28 protein-coding genes are annotated in these 19,445 nt (G+C 38.5%); 16 read left to right on the forward strand and 12 right to left on the reverse strand.

Features of this window, described 5'->3' with window-relative positions; translation table 11 throughout:
• Positions 1–57: 57 nt before the first annotated feature.
• Positions 58–870 (forward strand): undecaprenyl-diphosphate phosphatase, encoded by an 813-nt coding sequence (locus AC6CHS_RS13395; RefSeq protein ID WP_498236820.1) that lies wholly within the window; start codon positions 58–60, stop codon positions 868–870.
• A gap of 45 nt (positions 871–915) precedes the next feature.
• Here AC6CHS_RS13395 and AC6CHS_RS13400 read toward each other — a convergent pair whose 3' ends face one another.
• Positions 916–1,074 carry a hypothetical protein gene (locus tag AC6CHS_RS13400; protein ID WP_182858817.1) on the reverse strand — a complete coding sequence of 53 codons (159 nt, stop codon included), beginning with the start codon at positions 1,072–1,074 and terminating at the stop codon, positions 916–918.
• A gap of 127 nt (positions 1,075–1,201) precedes the next feature.
• A complete protein-coding gene (locus AC6CHS_RS13405; protein WP_036573941.1) occupies positions 1,202–1,513 on the reverse strand; it encodes a metal-sulfur cluster assembly factor in 312 nt (103 codons plus the stop codon).
• 213 nt (positions 1,514–1,726) lie between these two features.
• Here AC6CHS_RS13405 and AC6CHS_RS13410 point away from each other — a divergent pair, with 213 nt between their 5' ends.
• The gene (locus AC6CHS_RS13410; protein WP_498236822.1) at positions 1,727–1,861 is read left to right on the forward strand and encodes a hypothetical protein; all 135 of its coding nucleotides are present in this window, start codon (positions 1,727–1,729) and stop codon (positions 1,859–1,861) included.
• Positions 1,862–1,900: 39 nt separating this feature from the next.
• On the opposite strand, the gene AC6CHS_RS13415 is transcribed toward AC6CHS_RS13410, so the two are convergent.
• Positions 1,901–2,662 carry an alpha/beta fold hydrolase gene (locus tag AC6CHS_RS13415; RefSeq protein ID WP_498236824.1) on the reverse strand — a complete coding sequence of 254 codons (762 nt, stop codon included), beginning with the start codon at positions 2,660–2,662 and terminating at the stop codon, positions 1,901–1,903.
• Between the two features lie 137 nt (positions 2,663–2,799).
• Here AC6CHS_RS13415 and AC6CHS_RS13420 point away from each other — a divergent pair, with 137 nt between their 5' ends.
• From AC6CHS_RS13420 to AC6CHS_RS13435, 4 genes are all read left to right on the forward strand, one after another.
• Entirely contained in the window at positions 2,800–3,633 is an 834-nt protein-coding gene (locus tag AC6CHS_RS13420) for a Cof-type HAD-IIB family hydrolase (RefSeq protein WP_498236826.1), read from the forward strand.
• Positions 3,634–3,754: 121 nt separating this feature from the next.
• A complete protein-coding gene (locus tag AC6CHS_RS13425; protein ID WP_498236827.1) occupies positions 3,755–3,904 on the forward strand; it encodes a hypothetical protein in 150 nt (49 codons plus the stop codon).
• 1 nt (position 3,905) lies between these two features.
• Positions 3,906–4,103 carry a DUF3813 family protein gene (locus tag AC6CHS_RS13430; RefSeq protein ID WP_498236829.1) on the forward strand — a complete coding sequence of 66 codons (198 nt, stop codon included), beginning with the start codon at positions 3,906–3,908 and terminating at the stop codon, positions 4,101–4,103.
• A 204-nt stretch (positions 4,104–4,307) separates the two neighbouring features.
• Positions 4,308–4,571, forward strand: coding sequence for a NifU N-terminal domain-containing protein (locus AC6CHS_RS13435; protein ID WP_498236831.1), 264 nt, complete (start codon positions 4,308–4,310; stop codon positions 4,569–4,571).
• Between the two features lie 95 nt (positions 4,572–4,666).
• Here the strand turns inward: AC6CHS_RS13435 and AC6CHS_RS13440 are convergent, their stop codons facing one another.
• Positions 4,667–5,086 (reverse strand): putative periplasmic lipoprotein, encoded by a 420-nt coding sequence (locus AC6CHS_RS13440; protein WP_498236833.1) that lies wholly within the window; start codon positions 5,084–5,086, stop codon positions 4,667–4,669.
• Between the two features lie 15 nt (positions 5,087–5,101).
• Positions 5,102–5,944 carry a YitT family protein gene (locus AC6CHS_RS13445; protein WP_498236835.1) on the reverse strand — a complete coding sequence of 281 codons (843 nt, stop codon included), beginning with the start codon at positions 5,942–5,944 and terminating at the stop codon, positions 5,102–5,104.
• 125 nt (positions 5,945–6,069) lie between these two features.
• On the opposite strand from AC6CHS_RS13445, the gene AC6CHS_RS13450 reads away from it, so the two are divergent.
• The 3 genes from AC6CHS_RS13450 (at position 6,070) to AC6CHS_RS13460 (ending at position 8,424) form a co-directional block, all read left to right on the forward strand.
• Positions 6,070–6,936 (forward strand): DegV family protein, encoded by an 867-nt coding sequence (locus tag AC6CHS_RS13450; RefSeq protein WP_498236837.1) that lies wholly within the window; start codon positions 6,070–6,072, stop codon positions 6,934–6,936.
• A 258-nt stretch (positions 6,937–7,194) separates the two neighbouring features.
• Positions 7,195–7,389 (forward strand): YppF family protein, encoded by a 195-nt coding sequence (gene yppF, locus AC6CHS_RS13455; protein WP_498236839.1) that lies wholly within the window; start codon positions 7,195–7,197, stop codon positions 7,387–7,389.
• A 162-nt stretch (positions 7,390–7,551) separates the two neighbouring features.
• Positions 7,552–8,424, forward strand: a complete 873-nt coding sequence (locus AC6CHS_RS13460; protein ID WP_498237343.1) for an SDR family oxidoreductase — start codon at positions 7,552–7,554, stop codon at positions 8,422–8,424.
• Between the two features lie 67 nt (positions 8,425–8,491).
• On the opposite strand, the gene AC6CHS_RS13465 is transcribed toward AC6CHS_RS13460, so the two are convergent.
• From AC6CHS_RS13465 to AC6CHS_RS13490, 6 genes are all read right to left on the reverse strand, one after another.
• Positions 8,492–9,979 (reverse strand): alpha-amylase family glycosyl hydrolase, encoded by a 1,488-nt coding sequence (locus tag AC6CHS_RS13465; protein ID WP_498236841.1) that lies wholly within the window; start codon positions 9,977–9,979, stop codon positions 8,492–8,494.
• Positions 9,980–10,238: 259 nt separating this feature from the next.
• Entirely contained in the window at positions 10,239–11,759 is a 1,521-nt protein-coding gene (locus tag AC6CHS_RS13470; RefSeq protein WP_498236842.1) for an MFS transporter, read from the reverse strand.
• A gap of 211 nt (positions 11,760–11,970) precedes the next feature.
• Positions 11,971–12,399: a MarR family winged helix-turn-helix transcriptional regulator gene (locus tag AC6CHS_RS13475; protein WP_498236844.1), complete on the reverse strand. Its 429-nt coding sequence runs from the start codon at positions 12,397–12,399 to the stop codon at positions 11,971–11,973.
• 74 nt (positions 12,400–12,473) lie between these two features.
• The gene (gene map, locus AC6CHS_RS13480) at positions 12,474–13,214 is read right to left on the reverse strand and encodes a type I methionyl aminopeptidase (RefSeq protein WP_498236846.1); all 741 of its coding nucleotides are present in this window, start codon (positions 13,212–13,214) and stop codon (positions 12,474–12,476) included.
• 152 nt (positions 13,215–13,366) lie between these two features.
• On the reverse strand, positions 13,367–13,807 hold the full coding sequence (locus tag AC6CHS_RS13485; protein ID WP_498236848.1) for a hypothetical protein: 441 nt from the start codon (positions 13,805–13,807) through the stop codon (positions 13,367–13,369).
• A gap of 141 nt (positions 13,808–13,948) precedes the next feature.
• Complete coding sequence (locus AC6CHS_RS13490) at positions 13,949–14,314, reverse strand: YisL family protein (protein ID WP_498236850.1); 366 nt, start codon at positions 14,312–14,314, stop codon at positions 13,949–13,951.
• Positions 14,315–14,518: 204 nt separating this feature from the next.
• On the opposite strand from AC6CHS_RS13490, the gene AC6CHS_RS13495 reads away from it, so the two are divergent.
• Positions 14,519–15,712, forward strand: a complete 1,194-nt coding sequence (locus AC6CHS_RS13495) for an ornithine--oxo-acid transaminase (RefSeq protein WP_498236851.1) — start codon at positions 14,519–14,521, stop codon at positions 15,710–15,712.
• A gap of 113 nt (positions 15,713–15,825) precedes the next feature.
• Here the strand turns inward: AC6CHS_RS13495 and AC6CHS_RS13500 are convergent, their stop codons facing one another.
• Positions 15,826–17,004: a DUF418 domain-containing protein gene (locus AC6CHS_RS13500; protein WP_498236853.1), complete on the reverse strand. Its 1,179-nt coding sequence runs from the start codon at positions 17,002–17,004 to the stop codon at positions 15,826–15,828.
• A gap of 279 nt (positions 17,005–17,283) precedes the next feature.
• Here AC6CHS_RS13500 and AC6CHS_RS13505 point away from each other — a divergent pair, with 279 nt between their 5' ends.
• The 6 genes from AC6CHS_RS13505 (at position 17,284) to AC6CHS_RS13530 (ending at position 19,400) form a co-directional block, all read left to right on the forward strand.
• A complete protein-coding gene (locus tag AC6CHS_RS13505; protein ID WP_036573977.1) occupies positions 17,284–17,499 on the forward strand; it encodes a spore germination protein in 216 nt (71 codons plus the stop codon).
• 14 nt (positions 17,500–17,513) lie between these two features.
• Complete coding sequence (locus AC6CHS_RS13510) at positions 17,514–17,732, forward strand: spore germination protein GerPB (protein ID WP_498236855.1); 219 nt, start codon at positions 17,514–17,516, stop codon at positions 17,730–17,732.
• A gap of 76 nt (positions 17,733–17,808) precedes the next feature.
• A complete protein-coding gene (gerPC, locus tag AC6CHS_RS13515) occupies positions 17,809–18,366 on the forward strand; it encodes a spore germination protein GerPC (RefSeq protein ID WP_498236857.1) in 558 nt (185 codons plus the stop codon).
• A gap of 12 nt (positions 18,367–18,378) precedes the next feature.
• Positions 18,379–18,555, forward strand: coding sequence for a spore germination protein GerPD (locus AC6CHS_RS13520; RefSeq protein WP_058951230.1), 177 nt, complete (start codon positions 18,379–18,381; stop codon positions 18,553–18,555).
• Positions 18,556–18,719: 164 nt separating this feature from the next.
• Complete coding sequence (locus AC6CHS_RS13525) at positions 18,720–19,091, forward strand: spore germination protein GerPE (protein WP_498236859.1); 372 nt, start codon at positions 18,720–18,722, stop codon at positions 19,089–19,091.
• Positions 19,092–19,181: 90 nt separating this feature from the next.
• A complete protein-coding gene (locus AC6CHS_RS13530) occupies positions 19,182–19,400 on the forward strand; it encodes a spore germination protein (RefSeq protein WP_106896281.1) in 219 nt (72 codons plus the stop codon).
• Positions 19,401–19,445 lie beyond the last annotated feature (45 nt).

Consider the following 19,445-nt stretch of genomic DNA (forward strand, 5'->3'; position numbering starts at 1 on the left):
TGGAACTGAGATAAGAACTCTAAAGTAAAAAGTATTTCCAAGGAGGAAATGAAAAACATGACTGAACTGTGGACATTAATTAAATATTTAATATTAGGGTTATTTCAAGGATTTACGGAGCCAATTCCCATTTCATCAAGTGGGCACATCGTTATTTTAAAAAATTTATTTGACTTAGAGATTAAAGGATTATCCTTCGAAATACTCGTCAATTTCGGTTCGCTTATTGCTGTACTATTAATTTTTCGGCACGATATAATTCGACTTGTTAAGAATGGGATTATTTATATAACCAAACGTGAGGAGAAGGCAAAAGGTGACTTTCAGTTCATCCTCTTCCTGATCATTGCAACGATTCCAACAGGTATACTAGGACTACTTTTTGAAGATATCATTAGCGAAACGCTTAGTAGGCCAATTGTTGTAGGTTATACTTTGCTACTTACTGGTGCAGCTTTATGGGTTATCCGTAATCTGCGAGGACAGAAAAATGATGGCGATATACGGGTTAAAGATGCGCTTATCGTAGGGTTTGCGCAAGCTGTTGCATTAATCCCAGGGATTAGCCGCTCTGGCGCGACGATTGTTGCAGCAATGCTTGTAGGAATGAAGCAAGAAACAGCACTTCGCTTTTCTTTCTTGCTATATATTCCAGTAAGCTTAGGGATTACAATGATGTCCTTTACAGATATCATCACTGACCCTGATTTTGATGCAATGGCAATACCATATCTAATCGCGTTTATGGCTTCTATTGTAGCATCCTTTTACGCACTAAAATGGTTTATTAACGTTATGGCGAAAGGTAATTTAAAATATTTTGCTTTTTATTGCTTTATTGTTGGTATCTTGGTCATATTATTTATCTAAACAAAAAACCTGCACCTCCCCTTTTCAGGAGAGATGCAGGTTTTTTTATCGATTTCTTTTATTTCTTTTCCCATTGAGGTTCAGAAATTCCGTATCTTCGGAGAACTCGACGTCTTCACGATTTCGTTCAGGCTCTGTATCATACTTTAGGGCATTTCGTTGTCTACCCTTGTCTTTATTTTTGTTTTTATTTTCTTCAGACATGCTATAACCTCCTAGAAGCGTTATGAGTTATAGTATGCCCAAAGAGACTTCTATTATCAAACATAGAAATACCCCATATAAGTCCCTAAGATAGCGGCCTTATTATGGGGTATATTACTTGATATGATCAATCAGGGATTCCCAATGCAATTTTAGCATAGCGGGACATTCTTTCTTTGCCCCAAGGTGGGTTCCATACAATATTGACATTAATGTCTTTCACTTCTGGAATGTCGGATAATGCCGCACGCACATCCTGCTCGATGTGTCCGGCAAGAGGACAACCCATTGCTGTAAGTGTCATTGTTACGGTAGCAAGTCCTTCTTCATTAAGCTCTACATCATATATTAAACCAAGGTTAACAATATCAATACCCAGCTCAGGGTCAATAACATTTTCCAAGGCACCCATCATATTTTCCTTTAATGCTTCGTCCATACCCTTACCTCCTTCTAAAGTTCTATCTATATTTAAACATATTTCCGTAAAATTTTAAATCATAAAGAAAAGCTAGAGCAACCGTTTAGCGACGTACGAACTGGACTGAACCGTAGAAGATTAGATGAACTTGATTTTAACCACTGTAAAATCATAGGGAATCTTATGCTTGGAAAGCGAAAAGAAAACACGGTGACCCGGAGGGAACCGATGTTGCCTTATTGTACGGAGGTGAAGGAAGTTACGCTAGTCGCTGGGTTCACTATGCTAGACAAGAAAAAGCGCAGAGCACCATTACCAGGAACACCGACTAAAAACGACCCTCACTACTTTGTTAGCCTGACCTAGACACTATAGACCCATAGCACAGACTTTTCTACCTTACATTTAAACATGCTTATGTAGCCATTTCACTGATTCCAAAGTAGCGTATCGGCTAACTTTATGCCCACGATTCTCTTCTCTTAAAAAGTGGATATCCTCTTGATTCTCATACTGTTTTTTAACGTCCTGATAAAAATTGTAAGAATGATCAAAAGGAACTGCTGGATCGTTAACACCATGCCAAAAGAATAATGGACGTTGGTTTAATTTCTCTGGCTGTTTGGATAAATCGTATAGCTCAAGCTGTTGATAAAGCTGGTTAATGGTTTCATCGGTAACAGGTAGATTACCTTTTTCCTTTAATCCGTCAATAAGGGACCTGGCAAAAATACTTAGCTTGGGTGAACCCATTAATACAGCTGCAGCTTTAATCCAAGGGTATTGGGTTAATGCAGCTGACGTTGTAATCCCGCCCATGCTTGTTCCAGCAATTCCAATTCGGCCATTTAAAATAAGATTCCTCTCATCCAAAACATCCTTGATCACACTTAATTCTTTAACATTTTTCATTACGATATCCCAAAAAGACACCATTCTTTGCATAGAATTAACACCCTGCTCACGAGTACCGTGGTACATACTATCAGGCAAGATTACACGGTAACCTTTTTCTGCAAGCATATAGGCGATGGGAAGATTGTGTTCCTTGGCGCTAGTGAAGCCATGAAAAAAGACGACCGTTGGCAAGGCTTCCGTTTTTTTTGCTGTGTCTGCTATAATTAGGGAAGGTATTTCATTAAGCTGTTCTTCAATTATTCCGATCATCTTACCATGTCTCCTTAATTTGTTTAATAATTATATATTTTACGCCCACAAATACAACGATTGCAACTAATGGACTCACCTAACCCTTTACAGAAAAGAAAATCACTTATAAACTAATGACAGATGAGGTGAAATAATTGGAAAATAAAAGACATTTAATAGCATTGGATTTAGACGGAACCCTACTAACAGACAAAAAAGAAATTAGCTCCCAGACAAAACAAACCGTATTGACTGCTATGGAAGAAGGCCATATCGTGGTGATTTCCACTGGAAGACCACACCGTGCAAGTATTTCCTACTATCATGAGCTAGGGCTTGATACCCCAATGGTTAATTTTAATGGAGCTTTGATTCACCACCCTACAGATTCAAAATGGGACGCATTACATAGCCCTATGCCTATCCGAACCGCACATAAAATTATCGATGCCTGTTATGATCTTGATGTACATAATATTTTGGCAGAGGTAAAAGACGATGTATACCTTGATAGTTATAACAAAGATATTATCGATATTTTCCAATCGTCAAAAAATGATTCTCCTTTTACAATTGGAAACCTTCAGCAAAATTTAACAGAGGATCCTACCTCCTTGCTGATCCATCCAAAGGAAACTCATATTAAAGAACTTAGAAGTCATTTAGATGATTACCATGCAGAGTTAATTGAACACCGTAAATGGGGTGCCCCATGGAATATCATTGAGATTGTAAAAAAAGGAATGAATAAAGCAGTAGGGCTGCAAAAAATAGCGCATTATTATAATATACCGCAAGACAGAGTGATTGCTTTTGGGGATGAAGATAATGACTTGGAAATGATTGAATATGCTGGTGTAGGCGTCGCAATGGGTAATGCCATTGATGAACTTAAAAACATTGCCAACCATGTAACAACAACAAATGAAAACGAAGGAATCGGTGATTTCTTGAAGAACTATTTAAAGCTCAAGGTAAAATCGGTTTAAATTTCCTTCTATATTAATTGCAATAAGAACCATACTACTTAGTGAACGTTATATACAACGTTCACTTTTCTACTTCCTGAACAAGCTATGTATTACAATGTTTTTCTTAGGAGGAGTTACCATGGGGAAACGGAGTAAATCAAAGCGATTCAGCCATCAGAGCGCTGATTCTGTAAAAAAACATGCAGAACGATTTCCGTACCGATCTACTTTTTCCGATGTGGAAAGAAAGCAAGAAGAAGCAGACAATCACACTGTAGGAGGGTTTTAAATTGGAAAACAACCTATTTCAACAAGCTAAAGATGCTGTAGCCAATATGATGAACATGCAAGGAAATTCTACAACTGCTAGAGATCAACAGGCTGCACAAAATGCTATCCAAGCTGCATATAATGAAGCGAGTCCTGAGGAAAAGCAACAACTACAGCAATTGGAGAACCAATTAAAACAGCATAATCAATTACAGTAACCTCTGTTTTTTGTGAAGGTAATCCCCGATTCATTTGTTGATGAAAAGGATTTACTTTAAGCAAACTTCCCATCGGGACACGGGATACTTCACCTCACAGCATTAGGCAGACTGCCTTCCACTAGGGCAGTCTGCTTTCTTCTTTTTTATCTGGTCAGTTTCTGCTAAAATATAGCTAAGTATGATGATTAAGGAGGAATTTTGATGAGTATACGCGCAGAGGCAACACCTAATCCCAATGCATTAAAATTTACGACGGATAAATTAATTTTTGAAGGAACGAGCAGTATTTCCGTAATGCCTGGTAATAAAAGTGAGCATGCTATTCTGAACGACTTAATGGAGCTTGATAGTGTCGATAATGTTTTCGGCTATCAAAACTTTATTACAGTAAACAAGAAGTTTGATGCAGAGTGGGACACCTTAACACCAGAAGTTACAAAAGTAATTGAGAAACATGGTTATTAATATACATAAAGAGGCCAGTGTCCGCACTGACCTCTTTTTTTTACGTTTTAGTACCAACTTACATCCTGTCTATTACAAACACTCAATAGATTTTTTTACTTCGATTTCAGATCTATTGGTACATAATTCGGGTTAACTTCTTCCCCTGACTGGTCTTTCCCGTAAAATTTCACTATAGGAGCCTGATCTCCTGATAATGCCTCCTCCGGCACTTGCAAAAGTAACTCAAAAGGGCTCATTCCATGTGGGTTCGAATCCAATTCAACTTTTGCTTCACTAATCAGGACCACATCTCCTTGCTCTAACTGATAGTATAAATCACTACCTGCAATTGCGACTTCTCCCGTAATCGTCGCTTGCAGAGCATCATCTATTTCTACCTCTACATTACGTATACTAACGGAAGCATCAGCACCCCGGCCTTCTTCGTTTTTCTCGACACTGTCATTCGTTTGCTGTTCATTACTGCACCCCACTAGAAGAAGAACCAGTGCAATTATGATATATTTTTTCATCTCGATTACTCCTGTCTAATCTTTTCTGAAGAAACCAAAGATTCCTGTTGTTTGTACAATATTAGTAAACGCATTTGGGTCTACTTCATTAATGATCCGTTCAAGGTCATATAATTCATATCTAGTTACCACAAGATACATCATGCTTTTATCTGATTTCGTGTAGGCACCTTTTGCAGGAAGAATCGTAATTCCACGCACCATGGTTTTATGGATCTCCCTTTGCAATTCATCCGCCTTATGCGTAATGATCATAGCTGTTACTTTTTCATGACGTGTATGGAGTGCATCAATCACTCGTGTCGTAACATATAATGTTAAAAGCGTATAAAGCGCGTTTTCTGGTTCGTATAAAATACCTGCCAGTGCAATAATGACCGCATTAAGTGCTAGGAAGTATGTGCCGATTGGCCGATCCTTCATTCGAGAAAGAACCATTGCAACAATATCCATACCACCTGTGGACGCACCAACCTTTAATGTCATCCCTACACCTGTACCAGCGATCACCCCACCAAATACAGCATTTAAAATAATATCTTCCGAAAAACCGATAATCGGTATGAATTCAAGAAATAAAGAGGTAAATAGTACGGATATCACGCTATAAACTGTAAATCCTTTCCCAACTTTAAACCAACCTAGTATGGCAACTGGTACGTTAAAGAGTAATAGCAGAATACCTGTACTTACACCAATGTTAAGAAAATCATTAAACACACTGGAAACAAGCTGTGCAGCTCCAGTAAATCCGCTAGCATAAACATTTGCTCCAATTAAGAAGAAATTTAGGGAAATTGCATTTAACAAAGCCCCACAAATCACAATAATAATACGTCTTGCTTCAAAAATAAACATGCCTAACCTCCTTCAAGCTTATTACCTTCGTGGAAGGGAAAATATTTTCGTTGTAACTTTGTTTTGACTAACATGATGACTAGCTATAAACTAGAAGAAATAATGATAGAAATGCAGGTGATACAATGTTGGTAAAAATTCTTGCTGATTCAGCAACAGATTTGTCAATGAACCATTATAACGAATTTGACATTGAAATGGTACCATTAACTGTTCATTTGGATGAGAAAGAATACAAAGACAATGTTGAAATTCAGCCAAAGACTGTTTATGACGCCATGCGCCAAGGAAAAAGCCCAAAAACTTCTCAGGTTTCTCCAGAGACATTCCATAATTTATTTACAGCCTATGCTGAGAAAAACGAGCCATTGGTATATCTGGCATTCTCCTCAGAGCTTTCAGGTACATATCAAACAGCCAAAATGATGCTTCAAGAAGTAAAAGAAACCTATCCTAACGCCCCAATTGATGTGGTGGACACAAAATGCGCTTCGATTGGCTACGGCCTTGTAGTTCTCTATGCAGCCAAGGCTGCCAAGAATGGAGCTAGCGCAACAGACATTATTCAATCTGCACAATTCCATGCAACCCATATGGAACATATTTTTACTGTGGATGACCTAGAATATTTATACCGCGGCGGTCGGGTTAGTAAAACTGCTGCATTTGTCGGTTCCCTATTAAAAATAAAACCAATCCTTCATGTTGAAGATGGTAAACTTGTACCATTAGAAAAAATCAGGGGATCGAAAAAGCTGTTTAACCGCATGCTCGATATTATGGAGGAACGCGGAACAGACTTTACGAACCAACTTATCGGTATAAGCCATGGTGATGACCTTGAAAGAGCTGAACAACTTTCCAGCCTAATCCAAGAAAGATTTGGAACAGCCAAAGAAGACATTGTAATCGAAATGGTTGGGTCCGTTATAGGCGCTCATTCAGGTCCAGGAACGATCGCACTATTCTTTTTAAATTCTTCTCCTAAGTAATAAAAAAGGTCTGCTTCGGTCAGACCTTTTTTATTTTCCTATCTTCGTCCCCTACCTACCTGCTTCCATTGAGACAAATCGTGGCTATCTATAATAACAACATAGCCTAAAATACTTATATAATACTTACATAATGAACTTCATGTCACACTTTTGCTTATTTACCGTAAAGCCACTTCGTCAACATTTCCACATGAAAACCTCCTATTGCTCATATAGTGTAAAACAGAGTGGACAACATTACGGAGGAGTGACAAGATGCTGATGAATACATTGGTCACTAGCTATGAAAATGATCGAAGCCATGCACCTGATTCCATTCATGCTTTGCTAGACTATTACCAGATGAAATATATTTCCCAAGAGATTGACCTTCTAGTTTATAAAGAAATCTATCGCTTTCTTAATAAAGAAGGCGCTGTGTCTTCTCATGATCAATTCCATAGGGTATAAGTAAACTAACGTATTCGAGCTATTGTGAATACGTCTTTTTTTCCATTCCTTTATTGCTTAGAGACTAAACTGTAACAGGCCAAGTTCTCCTTCCATGGTTTGTTTATAAACTTTCGGGGAAGATAGTTAATACGAAACATGGTTGAAGGAGGAATTATTGAAATGGGAATGGAAAAAAAGAATGGTAAGGAAACACCTCCGGCGCAACACCAGAATAAACAGCCGGGAATTGAATCGAAAATGAATCCAGAACCTGAGTATATCCGTGAGAATTATCAGGGAAGCAATAAACTTAAAGATAAGGTAGCCCTTGTTACAGGTGGAGATAGTGGGATTGGACGAGCAGTAAGCCTACATTTTGCTAAAGAAGGCGCAGATGTTGCAATCATTTATTTAGATGAACATGAGGATGCAGAAGAAACAAAACGATTAGTAGAACAAGCAGGAAGAAAATGCTTGCTTATCAGTGGAGACATTGGCAATCAATCATTTTGTGAAGCTGCAGTAACGGAGACGATGGAGAAATTTAAGAAGATCGACATCTTAGTTAATAATGCAGCTGAACAACACCCCCAAGCGAGCTTTATGGACATCACGAGCGAACAACTGGAAAAGACATTTCGCACGAACATTTTCAGTATGTTCTATCTCACAAAGGCTGTATTGCCTAACTTAAAAAAAGGTAGTTCTATTATAAACACCTCTTCCATTACAGCATATCAGGGAAGTAAAGACCTGATTGATTATTCTGCAACAAAGGGAGCCATTACTTCCTTTACACGCTCCCTTTCTAGTGCACTAGCAGATCAAGGGGTTCGCGTCAATGGTGTAGCGCCAGGACCAATCTGGACACCACTTATCCCTTCTACCTTCACAGAAGAAAAAGTGGACAATTTTGGTGGCCAGACCCCTATGAAAAGGCCTGGACAGCCGCAGGAATTGGCTCCAGCCTATGTTTATTTAGCATCAGAGGATTCCAGTTATGTCAGTGGGCAAATGTTACATGTGAATGGTGGCACCGTTCTGAATGGATAAAACATGTTAAATGAAAACCACCCTTTAAGTCAGACTTTTTATAAGACTGCGCTTAAAGGGTGTTTATTTAGACACTCTTTCTTTTTTGCTTTCTGCTAAGGATTATTATCCCTACTATAAATACGATAAATACTGCAACGACAAAGCCGATAAACAACCAATTATAACCCGTATCTTCTTGAACGATATACACCTCAGCACTCTCTCTAGAAAGTCCTACCTTAAATGCGCCATCATCTCCTACACGCACTGTATCATCATGGAGATAACCTCTTAGCTGCTTATCTTGATCAATGTCTGATAATGTTACAGTCTCTGTCTCTTCCCCATTATTTATCGCAATATAAGCAGTTTGATTATCATAACTTCTTTTAAAAATACTCATCGCACCACTCGACTCAACCAGCTCAAAGTCACCATGTGAAAATACAGGGAATTGCTTTTTCAGTGATGAAATACGGTTATGAAACTCCGTTAAGTCAGGATCCCCGCTATTAAACTTCACCATTTCCTGAACTTCTTCTGTACTTGACCCATACATAGGTAGTTCGGATCCCTGAAATAGCGATGGTGTGCCTGGTGTCATATACATATACGTTAGAACAAGTGACCAAGTCGTTAAGGCATTTCGCCCATTTTCCGAAAATACCTGTGTAAAACGTTTGGTTGATTGATCATCTACGTAGACGAGTCCGATATCGCTTCCCTCTTGCTGTTCATATATATCAGCTACTGCATTTCCAGGTTCAGAAAAAGTTGATACAATCGTAGCTCTTAACGAAGGATCATCCCATTTCTGTATACCAGTGCCTTGTGGCAGATCTGCGGTTACTATATCGTTGTTTAGTACATCACCTAGTAAGTAAATATTTTCATCAATTTCTTTCATTGCTTCCGTAAATTTTTCTAGGAAATTTGGGGATGATTGATCAGCAGCGTGTAGCTTTAAGCCATCTATTCCTGTTTCATTAACCCAGAAACTTGCTGCATCAATAAGCATCTCTTCTACCTTAGGGTTTTCCTGATTAAGCGAGATAACATTATCCCCCCATGGTGTGTCAGGAGCCTGGTCGTCTTTTATCCAATCCTGTTTTTCAGGATCTTCTACAAGAGGATGGCTTGTGGCTACATAATTCGTGACATACTCCATTACAACCTTAATGTCTCTTTCATGTGCCTCTGAAACCAGTTTCTGAATATCTTCCAACGTTCCAAGTTGGGAATCAACAGCATAAAAATCCTCCACCCAATAGCCATGATATCCATCTGGTGCGTTTTCCATTAATGGGGATAATACAAGCGTGGTATAACCCAATTCTTCATATGTATCCAATTTATCGATTATCCCCTGTATATCTCCTCCCTGATATGCATGAGGATCTTCTCGTCTAACCTGCTCATCATTATCGGCATCTCCGTTATTATAACGATCAACTAGAATCGAATATATAATTTCCTCATCCAACTCCCGATCCACCTTATCAGCTGATATCGAGATAGGGGAGCCGATCGATAAGACAACCATACCCAACCACAAACCTATAACTTTTTTCATATTATTACTTCCTCCAACATAGCTTTTCTCTTGTCCTATTATTCGCTATTTAAACAAATAGTCAATGCTTGACTCCTGATTGTTAAAAATAATTCATGAATGAAGGATTGAAAGTGAACAGCGATTGTCAAGATTCACCTTTTAATAATTCACCCTTCTATATGTTGAATGTAAAAAAAGAATCGCCTAAACCCTAATCATATTAAGGTTTAAAGACGATTCTATAATTTGAGTCGTGAAAATTTTTAATGACCTTCGTTTACTCACTCTGAAGCATTTGTTTTTCTTTCTTAACGAGTGGTCTCCCTTTCCCGGTGATCATTTTTGCGCCTGATGCGAGAAGCATAATGATTCCGAGGATGAGTAAAAGTGTAAACAGGTCATGGTAAGCACCAAGTATAGCAGATTTTTTAAAGCCCACTTCCAACTGCCTGGACGAATCTTCCACGTTTAAATTCCCTTTAATTTTTTGATAATGGATTGTGTTCTGTCTAAGCAAGAGCCAGCCAATAAATGGAGAAAGCGTCGCACCTATAAAATTGCGAATAGAGTGCAATGTAGCAGACCGATGGGATGCTTTATGGATATCGCCTGCTAAAGCCGTTCCCAAAGCCCCTGATACAAGAACCATACTTACTCCACATCCAAGACATGCGATTTGAAAATATAAGAATGGCAGAGAAATGTCTATCCCAATCACTCGCCATTGGAAGCTCACATATATCACCACAAGAGATCCTAAAATTCCTAAAACCCCCGCCCCGAATTTATCAAAGAGCAGCGTTTTAAGAATAGCACTTCCTATAATGCCAACAAGGAACCAAAAATAAAAATAAGTTAGATTCATGTATGAAAGATCCATATTATTAAGCAGAAAACCATTGATACCAGCAATAGCAATGATTAGAGAAGAATGGGAAACGACAGCCATGATTGTTCCGGAGACAGGCTTTGCAGACTTTAGTGATCGAAAAGGAACCAATGGTGCTTCTGCTTTTAGGTCGACATAAATAAACAGGCCTAGCAATAAGATTGCGATACTAAGAAATGGCCATACATAAATGGATGAAAATCCGTTATGAGTCAAATTACACAATGGCACTGCGAGTGCCAGAATGGTGGAACAAAGCAGCACTACTGCTCTTTTATCCAATAGGCTTTGATCCTGCGCTTGCTCTTCTTGTCTCGGCAATCGGAAATAACCAATGATGAAGCATAGCAGGGATGCAATGACATTTAGTAAAAACAGCCATCTCCATGCATCTGTGTACAAAGATAACGAACCGCATAGTGCTCCGAGAGCGCTAGCGCCGAACAATCCAGTGATAATCATAAATAGAAATAGGTTTCTGATTTTATTCGGAAACGATCTTAAACTAACTGGTAGGATTGTTAAAAATAAAATACCTGATCCAATCCCCTGAATTACCCGACCTATACTCAATGTCACAATTCCTGTAGACATCATATCAATAACCGAACCACATAAGAATACTAAAGTGAACAGTAGATAATTCTTACGTAGCCCTAATCTCCTGGTAAAAGCAGGACCGAGTGGTACACCGAGGGCAAATGCCAGATTTGACAAAATAGAGGGGAAAAGTAAATGATCTGAACTTATGTGGAGACCACTTTGAATTACTCCCTGATTTAAAACATAAGAAAGATTAGAAAAATACTGCGCTCCTATTGCGAATATCGTCAGGAAAGAGATAACCAAATATTGAGGTATCGCAGTTTTACCTTTCACTGATTTTACTGTATGAATCTGTTGACTCATCTATTTTCCTCCCATGAATTACAAGAAACATTGATTTCTTAGTAAATTAATTTGTATTGAGCAAGTTGTATTATACAATAAATAAGCCAAAAAAAATATAGCTTGACCAACTTTTCTTCATCCTACCCAACGAAAGTTATATTTGCCAGAATAATAAAGAAGCATGATCATTCGCTCTTGAATAATCATGCCCAAATATCTGTTAAAAAAATTATTTCTTCCAACTTTTAAAAGACTGATTAAGGCGCTCCAAGTTCATTTCCAATTGTTCGAGTTCCTCTTGAGACCACTCTTTAAGAATCTCATCATAACCGGTAGCACGCGCCTCCTGTACCTTACGTAATGCGGCTTTTCCTTCTTCAGTAATTTGCAAAAGGCTAATGCGTCGATTCTTAGGATCTGCATGTCTGGTAATATATGCTTTCGTTTCCAGATTACTGACCTGTCGACTAGCGGTGGAAATGCTTACCATTAATTGTTCAGCCAGTACATTGATTCCTAAAGCCCCGCTTTTTTGCAATTCATACAATATAAGGTATTCAGAACGGTCCAGACTACCCAACTTCGGGCTATGAGCTGTTGTAAGACGGACTAATAAGGCAACTTGATATTCAATACTTTGGAGTGAGTTCTGTTTCAAAATATCCCCCCTCAGTTAATATTGGTTATTCTTTATATTAGAAATAGCCGTGGTTTATTGCGGCTTTAATATTCTTATAAGGTAGTAATAATTGGACCTTCCTTTGTTAAAATAATCGTATGTTCATATTGTGCCACAAAGCTTTCATCAGTTAGATAGGTCCAATCATCATCAGATTGGTAAACTTCCTCTTCCAATGTAGAGATAAAGGGCTCAAAGGCAATTACCATACCCTCTTTTAAAATTTCGTCGTCCCAACGAGAGTAGTAATTGAAAATATGGTCTGGTGCTTCATGTATAGAACGCCCAATGCCGTGTCCAGTAAGATTTTTTATTACAGTTAAACCATGCTGTTTTGCTACATTGTGTGTAGTTTTTCCGAGCGCGCTTTTTTTCGAACCTGGCTTTGCCTTTTTAAGTCCAGCGTCGAAAGCTTCTTTTGCAACGTCACATATTTTCTGTAAAATCACCTCTCCCTTCCCAACCACAAAGGAAATCCCGGTATCGGCGAAATATCCGTTTTTCGAACCTGAAACATCAACATTTACAAGGTCACCTTCTTGAATGATCCGTTCCCCGGGGATACCGTGCGCAACTTCTGCATTTACGCTAATGCATGTATGGCCAGGAAAATCGTATTCTCCCTTTGGGGCAGAAAAAGCTCCTGCTTTTTCGAACATTCTCTCAGCAATTCCATCAAGCTCTTTTGTCGTAACGCCTGGTTTGGTGCAACGGACTAACTCATCCCGAATTGCTCCACAAATCTTACCTATTTCTTTTAATCCATTAAAATCTTCTTCAGTCTTTGCTATCATCGTGAGTCCTCACTTTTTTTACATTATTTTATGATTATCATTCCAATTAGATTCTAGCATAAACGGAATGGTATTTACTTCAAAATAGCTTATTTGTTTAACATAACAAAAGTCGAATCCTACAGGATAGAAATCGACTTGGTGTTTTCTTGCTATTTTTTTATGAATTCCATTGATTTATTATTACTTAATTTATAAGACAAATTTTCAAAGTGGCTTATTTTATTTGAATCCGTAATTTCATAATTAACATCATTAATTACTGCAGAATAATCGCTGAAATCTTTATTACTTTCTTTAACTGTAAAGTTTATTGCTAAATTCTCATTGTCATTTTTAAAATGAACCAGAAGTTCATCTTCTTTTAATTCATATGTTCCTTCTCCATTATTAATAGAATTAGTGAATACTTCTCCATCTAAAAACTCTAATGTCATTATAGACTGATATTTATCTGGACTATCTGCTTGCTCTTGAATTACTGCGGGTTCAGAAACGTTGAATGTTTTGCCAGATAATCCATCGCTTGCATTGCAACCTGCTACAAATACGAACAATAAAACGAAGAGTAATATAAACACGAACCGTTTCATCCTAATGGCACCTCCCCTAATCGCAAAATATTCCAACTACTTTATATACGTAAGTGCTTAGTAAAAAGTTTCAATCAAATAGATTTGCAGTAAAAAAAGCTGTCCTTTGTCTTAAACAAAGAACAGCTTTTACTGCTTTTCTTATGGAAGAATTCCTAATGGCAAACGTCCAAAACCAAGAATTAAAGTAATAAGCAGGGCGATAACTAATTGAATCCATGCCCCTTTTGCCGGTTTTGCTTTGGAGGTTTTTACAAGAATTAACTCCATGGAGACGATTACCCAAAGGCCTGCTACTGCTTTTACAATTGCCTCGGGAAGCATGTCACTTCCACTGAAGTAATTGGAGAGCAATGTCCCTCCAGTGTAAAGAATAAATAAGTAATCCAAGCGTAAGATCATGTGTGTGATTTTTCCGGGTTTTGCCTTTCCCTGCTTGTACATGATTAATGCTACGATTAATAGAATTAATGCTAATGCCCATGCGGTAATATGCATATGTGCCATGCAAACACTCCTTCCACTTTCATCCATCTTTAATTTTAACTACCGCTATCATATCATGTAAGGGAGAAAGTTTCATTTAAAAAGGATTTACATCTCCCCTATCTGGGAACAGACATTTTATAGAACATTTTAAACTGTAAGTAAAATACAGAAAAAACTGGTATACTTAGTTTTGAATTGTACTTTTACAGGGAGGGCTAGAAAATGAAGAACAGTCAAGAAATAATTGATCAAACACAGGAGTATGGTGCGAAAAATTACCACCCGCTTCCTGTTGTTATTTCCCATGCTGAGGGTGTTTGGGTGGAAGATCCAGAAGGAAATCGTTATATGGACATGCTAAGTGCGTACTCGGCCGTCAATCAAGGTCATCGTCATCCAAAAATTATTGAAGCGTTGAAACAGCAGGCTGACTCTGTTACGTTAACATCTCGCGCTTTTCACAATGATCAGCTTGGCCCGTGGTACGAGAAAATTTGCAAACTAACAAATAAAGAGGCAGCATTACCAATGAATACAGGCGCAGAAGCTGTAGAAACAGCAATTAAAACTGCTAGACGATGGGCCTACGATGTGAAAGGTGTATCAGAAGATAAAGCTGAGATTATTGCCTGTGAAGGAAATTTCCACGGTAGAACAATGACAGCGGTATCACTATCATCTGAGGCAGAGTATAAACGTGGTTTTGGGCCAATGCTTCCTGGTATTAAAATTATACCTTATGGAGACATTGAGGCGTTAAAGTCTGCAATCAATGAAAGTACTGCTGGGTTCTTGTTTGAGCCTATTCAGGGGGAAGCAGGTATTGTGATGCCTCCAGAAGGATTTTTAAAGGAAGCATTAGAAGTATGTAAGGAAAACAATGTCCTTTATATTGCCGATGAAATCCAAGCTGGTCTTGGAAGAAGTGGTAAACTATTTGCTTGTGACTGGGAAGATGTGACACCTGATATTTTAATCCTTGGAAAAGCACTTGGTGGCGGAGTATTTCCAATATCTTGTATTGTGGCAGATAAGGACATTCTTGGCGTATTTAATCCTGGATCCCATGGTTCTACATTTGGAGGGAATCCATTAGCCTGTGCTGTGTCTATTGCCTCTCTGGAAGTATTGGAGGAAGAGAATCTTGCAGGACGTTCTCTTGAACTAGGTAATTATATGATGGATGAACTAAAGTCGATCCAAAATCCAATAATTAAAGAAGTGCGTGGTAAAGGATTATTTATTGGGGTTGAACTGACTGAATCAGCACGCCCTTACTGTGAACAGCTAAAAGAGAAAGGCTTATTATGCAAAGAAACACATGAGAATGTGATTCGCTTTGCCCCACCTCTTACAATTAAAAAAGAAGACTTAGACTGGGCAATTGGCCATATTAAAGAAGTACTTAAAGCATAAGAAACGTTAACGTCATATAAATTCGAGTGATAAAATAAAGACGAACGATTAGATTATTTCTATAATCGTTCGTCTTTATTTATATAATTATTTTGCCCCATCTGTCTACCCTTTTACTTCCCTTGTTCTGTTCGCCGTAACTTCTGGATTCTTTTATAGGTTATGCTGCGCCAAAGCCACTCAAGAGGACCGAATCGATAGTGTGTGAGCCACCATTTACTAAAGGCTGCCTGCATGCTATAAACGACCAGGACCATAAGCATTAATCCCACTGGGGTCATGGCTCCGTATAATCGGAAGAGATAGAATACAAGGAAGCAGACGAGGGACTGCGTTATGTAATTGGAAAGCGCCATACGTCCGACGTATCGAAAAGGCAAGAGAAGCTTTTTTGCCCCTTCCATTTGAGAAAGAAAAGTTATAGAAATAATGTAAAACAGTGCAGAAAACGCACCACCAATATTATCCTGTATCATGGAAAACCAAGCTGGATTACCAAATAAATATGGCCCCGCTTTTAAGCCAGCAAACATGAGAAGTGAAACAAACCATACCCTACGCAATGTTGCTTGATGTTTTTTTGGTTCGTGTAACCACCGTTGTCTGGCGATGAACATGCCAACTAAAAACAAAGGCAACAGTGTTCCTATTAATAATAGATAACTTATCCCCTCGTTTGCATAAAGCCAATCTACATAATTTTGTTCCCATACTTTAATGAGATTGCCACTTTGGTAGTTGGAAAGTGCCTGTTCTGCAGCAAAAAGATTAGGTTGTCCGATATATTCACGGAATTGGTATAAGGAAATGCTAAGCAGCCCAACCGTCATTCCCATTAGAAGGAATGCCCAACTCAGCATTGTCCTCCCCCTTACGTTTATAAAAGCTAAAAGTAGCAAACCAATTAATCCATAGGTAAGCAAAATATCTCCGTGCCAGATTAGAAATGCGTGGACGAGACCGAAGCATATTAGTGCTCCTAACCTTCTACCTAGAATTGGATATGCCGATAATGATTTCATCTCAAGTCTTTCCTTCATGAGCTGAATTCCAAAGCCAAACAATAAAGAGAATAATGTATAAAAGCTTGCTTGAAAAAAGATATCTATTATAAGCCTCAATGATTGGTCAATTGAAGATGTCCAAGCTGTCTCTGCTCCCCCATATAAAAAGTAAGGAGCATTGAATGCGCCAATATTTACGACAAATATACCGAATATGGCGAACCCTCTTGCTTCATCAATCCATTGTAATCTATTTGTTTCCTTTAGAGGAGATGGATATTGTGCCATATTTCTATCCCTTCTTTCCTTTGTGTACTTCTTATTATAGCATGTGTTCAAAAGGAGGTTATAAAGGACCAAGAAGTTCGAGGCGGTGTAGCTTTGAATACCGGAACGTATGTAATTAATACGTGAGGAATGGAAAAGCAAGCCAACGAAGAAATTCGATGTGTCATTTTTACCGGACTTTTTGAACAACCTCTTATATAGGAATACTCCACTGGGGCCTTATATTCCTTCAACATTTTCAAGAAATAGGCATAACCTAAAGAGAAAGGAGGAGATCATATGCCAGCAAAGGTGGGGGCAGTGAAAGTCATTAACGTTTCTTCATCCGGTATTTTCAATATCGGGGATGTCTATTCAATGAACCCTGAGAGTAGTGCAAAAACCTATGCCGGTGGTGGCTCCTTCAATTCAGGCGACGGAATTCGAGTTAATCTGGCTAATTCAACTACCTACGTCTATGATCCAGACCAAGTAGACCAATCCATTACTTCTTAAATGGGGGAGCTATAATGAATATAACGGTACATCAATCAATTAGTATTTATATGATAAAAGTAGGTGTCGTAACGAATTCATCTGTCTTGCAAATTGGCAGCACCGGGAGTTTTCAGACCCAGTCAGCCGTCTATAATACTGGTGAATTTACCAAAGTGGCCGAAGAAGCGGAAGCAATAGATGCAGTCGAAGCATCCCAGCAAGCCGGTCCAATCATCCCACTGTCTGATTAAGCATGCACGACTCCTCCTTTCTTGCATAAACTGATTCTAGGCATTCGTCTATAACCAGGCTAAGGAGGGACGCCCTGTGAATGGCTCAGATTGGACTACGTATCTTAATAATCTTAGTGGTTATGTACAAGAGCAGGATAAAAAAATTCAGGAGCTCACCCAAAAGCTAGAGCAGTTACAATCAAACCTGAACGAACAAAAGACAAATCGAATTGAAAAAATTGAATATAAATTTGATCAGTTAAAAATAGAGAACTTAAATGGGACGCTCCATATTGGCATGTCTCCACAGGATATGGAAGATTTCAGCATGCCTGATCAGTCGTTACCACAAGTCACACAACCTTTCAAACAACAGTTAGTTTCTGAACTGTCCAACTTTGTTGAACAGGAAGGGCCTGCACTCATTCGCAATCTTTCCGAAGAATATGATAGAAAAATAGATAAGCCCTATCAAGGTATTTTGCTACAGGATATCATCAAGCAGCTCCCGAGTCGAATTGCCTTTTATGAAAAGAAGGCTGCAGATGAAAAGATCGGATCCAACGATTCCGCTCTGCGCGAATATATAAGTAGCCATATTAAAGAAGAGATTCACCACTCTCTAACTGTATACATGCAATCATCAGATTAAAGGAGGAAAAACATGATATTTGAAGTGCATAATTGGGGGCTAAATGTCGGGAACATAGAATTAGAAAATGTTTCGGCTTCATCTGTTTTTTTGATTGGTGACAGTGAAGCAATGACAATGAATTCTTTCTTCGACACCCCTCCTGAGTCCTACACAGTTGGGAACATTGTACCGCTATCCGGGGTATAAAGTGAAACTTCATTGGTGTGGTTTCCCTACCCACCACACCAAATGTTAGCTAAACGAATCTGACCTTTCTTGGCAGTTGATCCCCCATTTAGGATCCTTGATTTCCCTTACATTCTCAAAGTGGGGGGCTTACTGCCAGTTTAGGCGGGATAAAGGAGAAAATCATGAACAGGAGAATCGCTTCTGTCAATCAAATACAGGTTAATACCGTAAACTTCAGTGGAATTCTTTCGATTGGAGACACTGAAACCTCAAAGCAAATATCTAGAGGGATTGCTTTACAAAAGGAAGGTTCCTATTTTACTAAAAAGGATGAGCTATTCTTCGAAGATTACCCTCTTTTTAAAATGGAACCTAAAATTGTTGTATCAAATAAAAACAACGTGCAAATGAAAACATACCAACATAACGAGAATATACATGTTCAACGTGTCAAAGTCGTTGGGGTAACTACTTCTTCTATTATGCAAGTTGGCAGTTTACGCCACTTAGAAGCAGTTGCCTGGTTAAAGCACTTTCGTAAACTTATGGATTAGTTATTTTACAAAATTCCATTTAAATAGGTTGCATTTTTAACATGGTTGCATAGACTGTCTTAAGCAATTTTTTAAATAGTAGGTGTTGATATGCCATCAATTGTCGGACCACTAAAAATCAACAGTATCAGCGGCGGAGTTGTGAATTTTGGTGATGCATTTTACCTCTCTCCGAAAAGCACGTCAAAGACAAACTCCGGTTCTGGGTCACTAAATACCGGTGACTTTATTTGTACGAATAACGGTGTAAGTTCTACTAATCCATTTGACCCTGATGTTAACGACCAAAATGTAACTGCAAATGCATAAAAACAGGAGAACCTCTTTGAGATTCTCCTGTTCCTTCCTCATATT

The organism is Oceanobacillus sp. GQ8, from assembly GCF_059758495.1.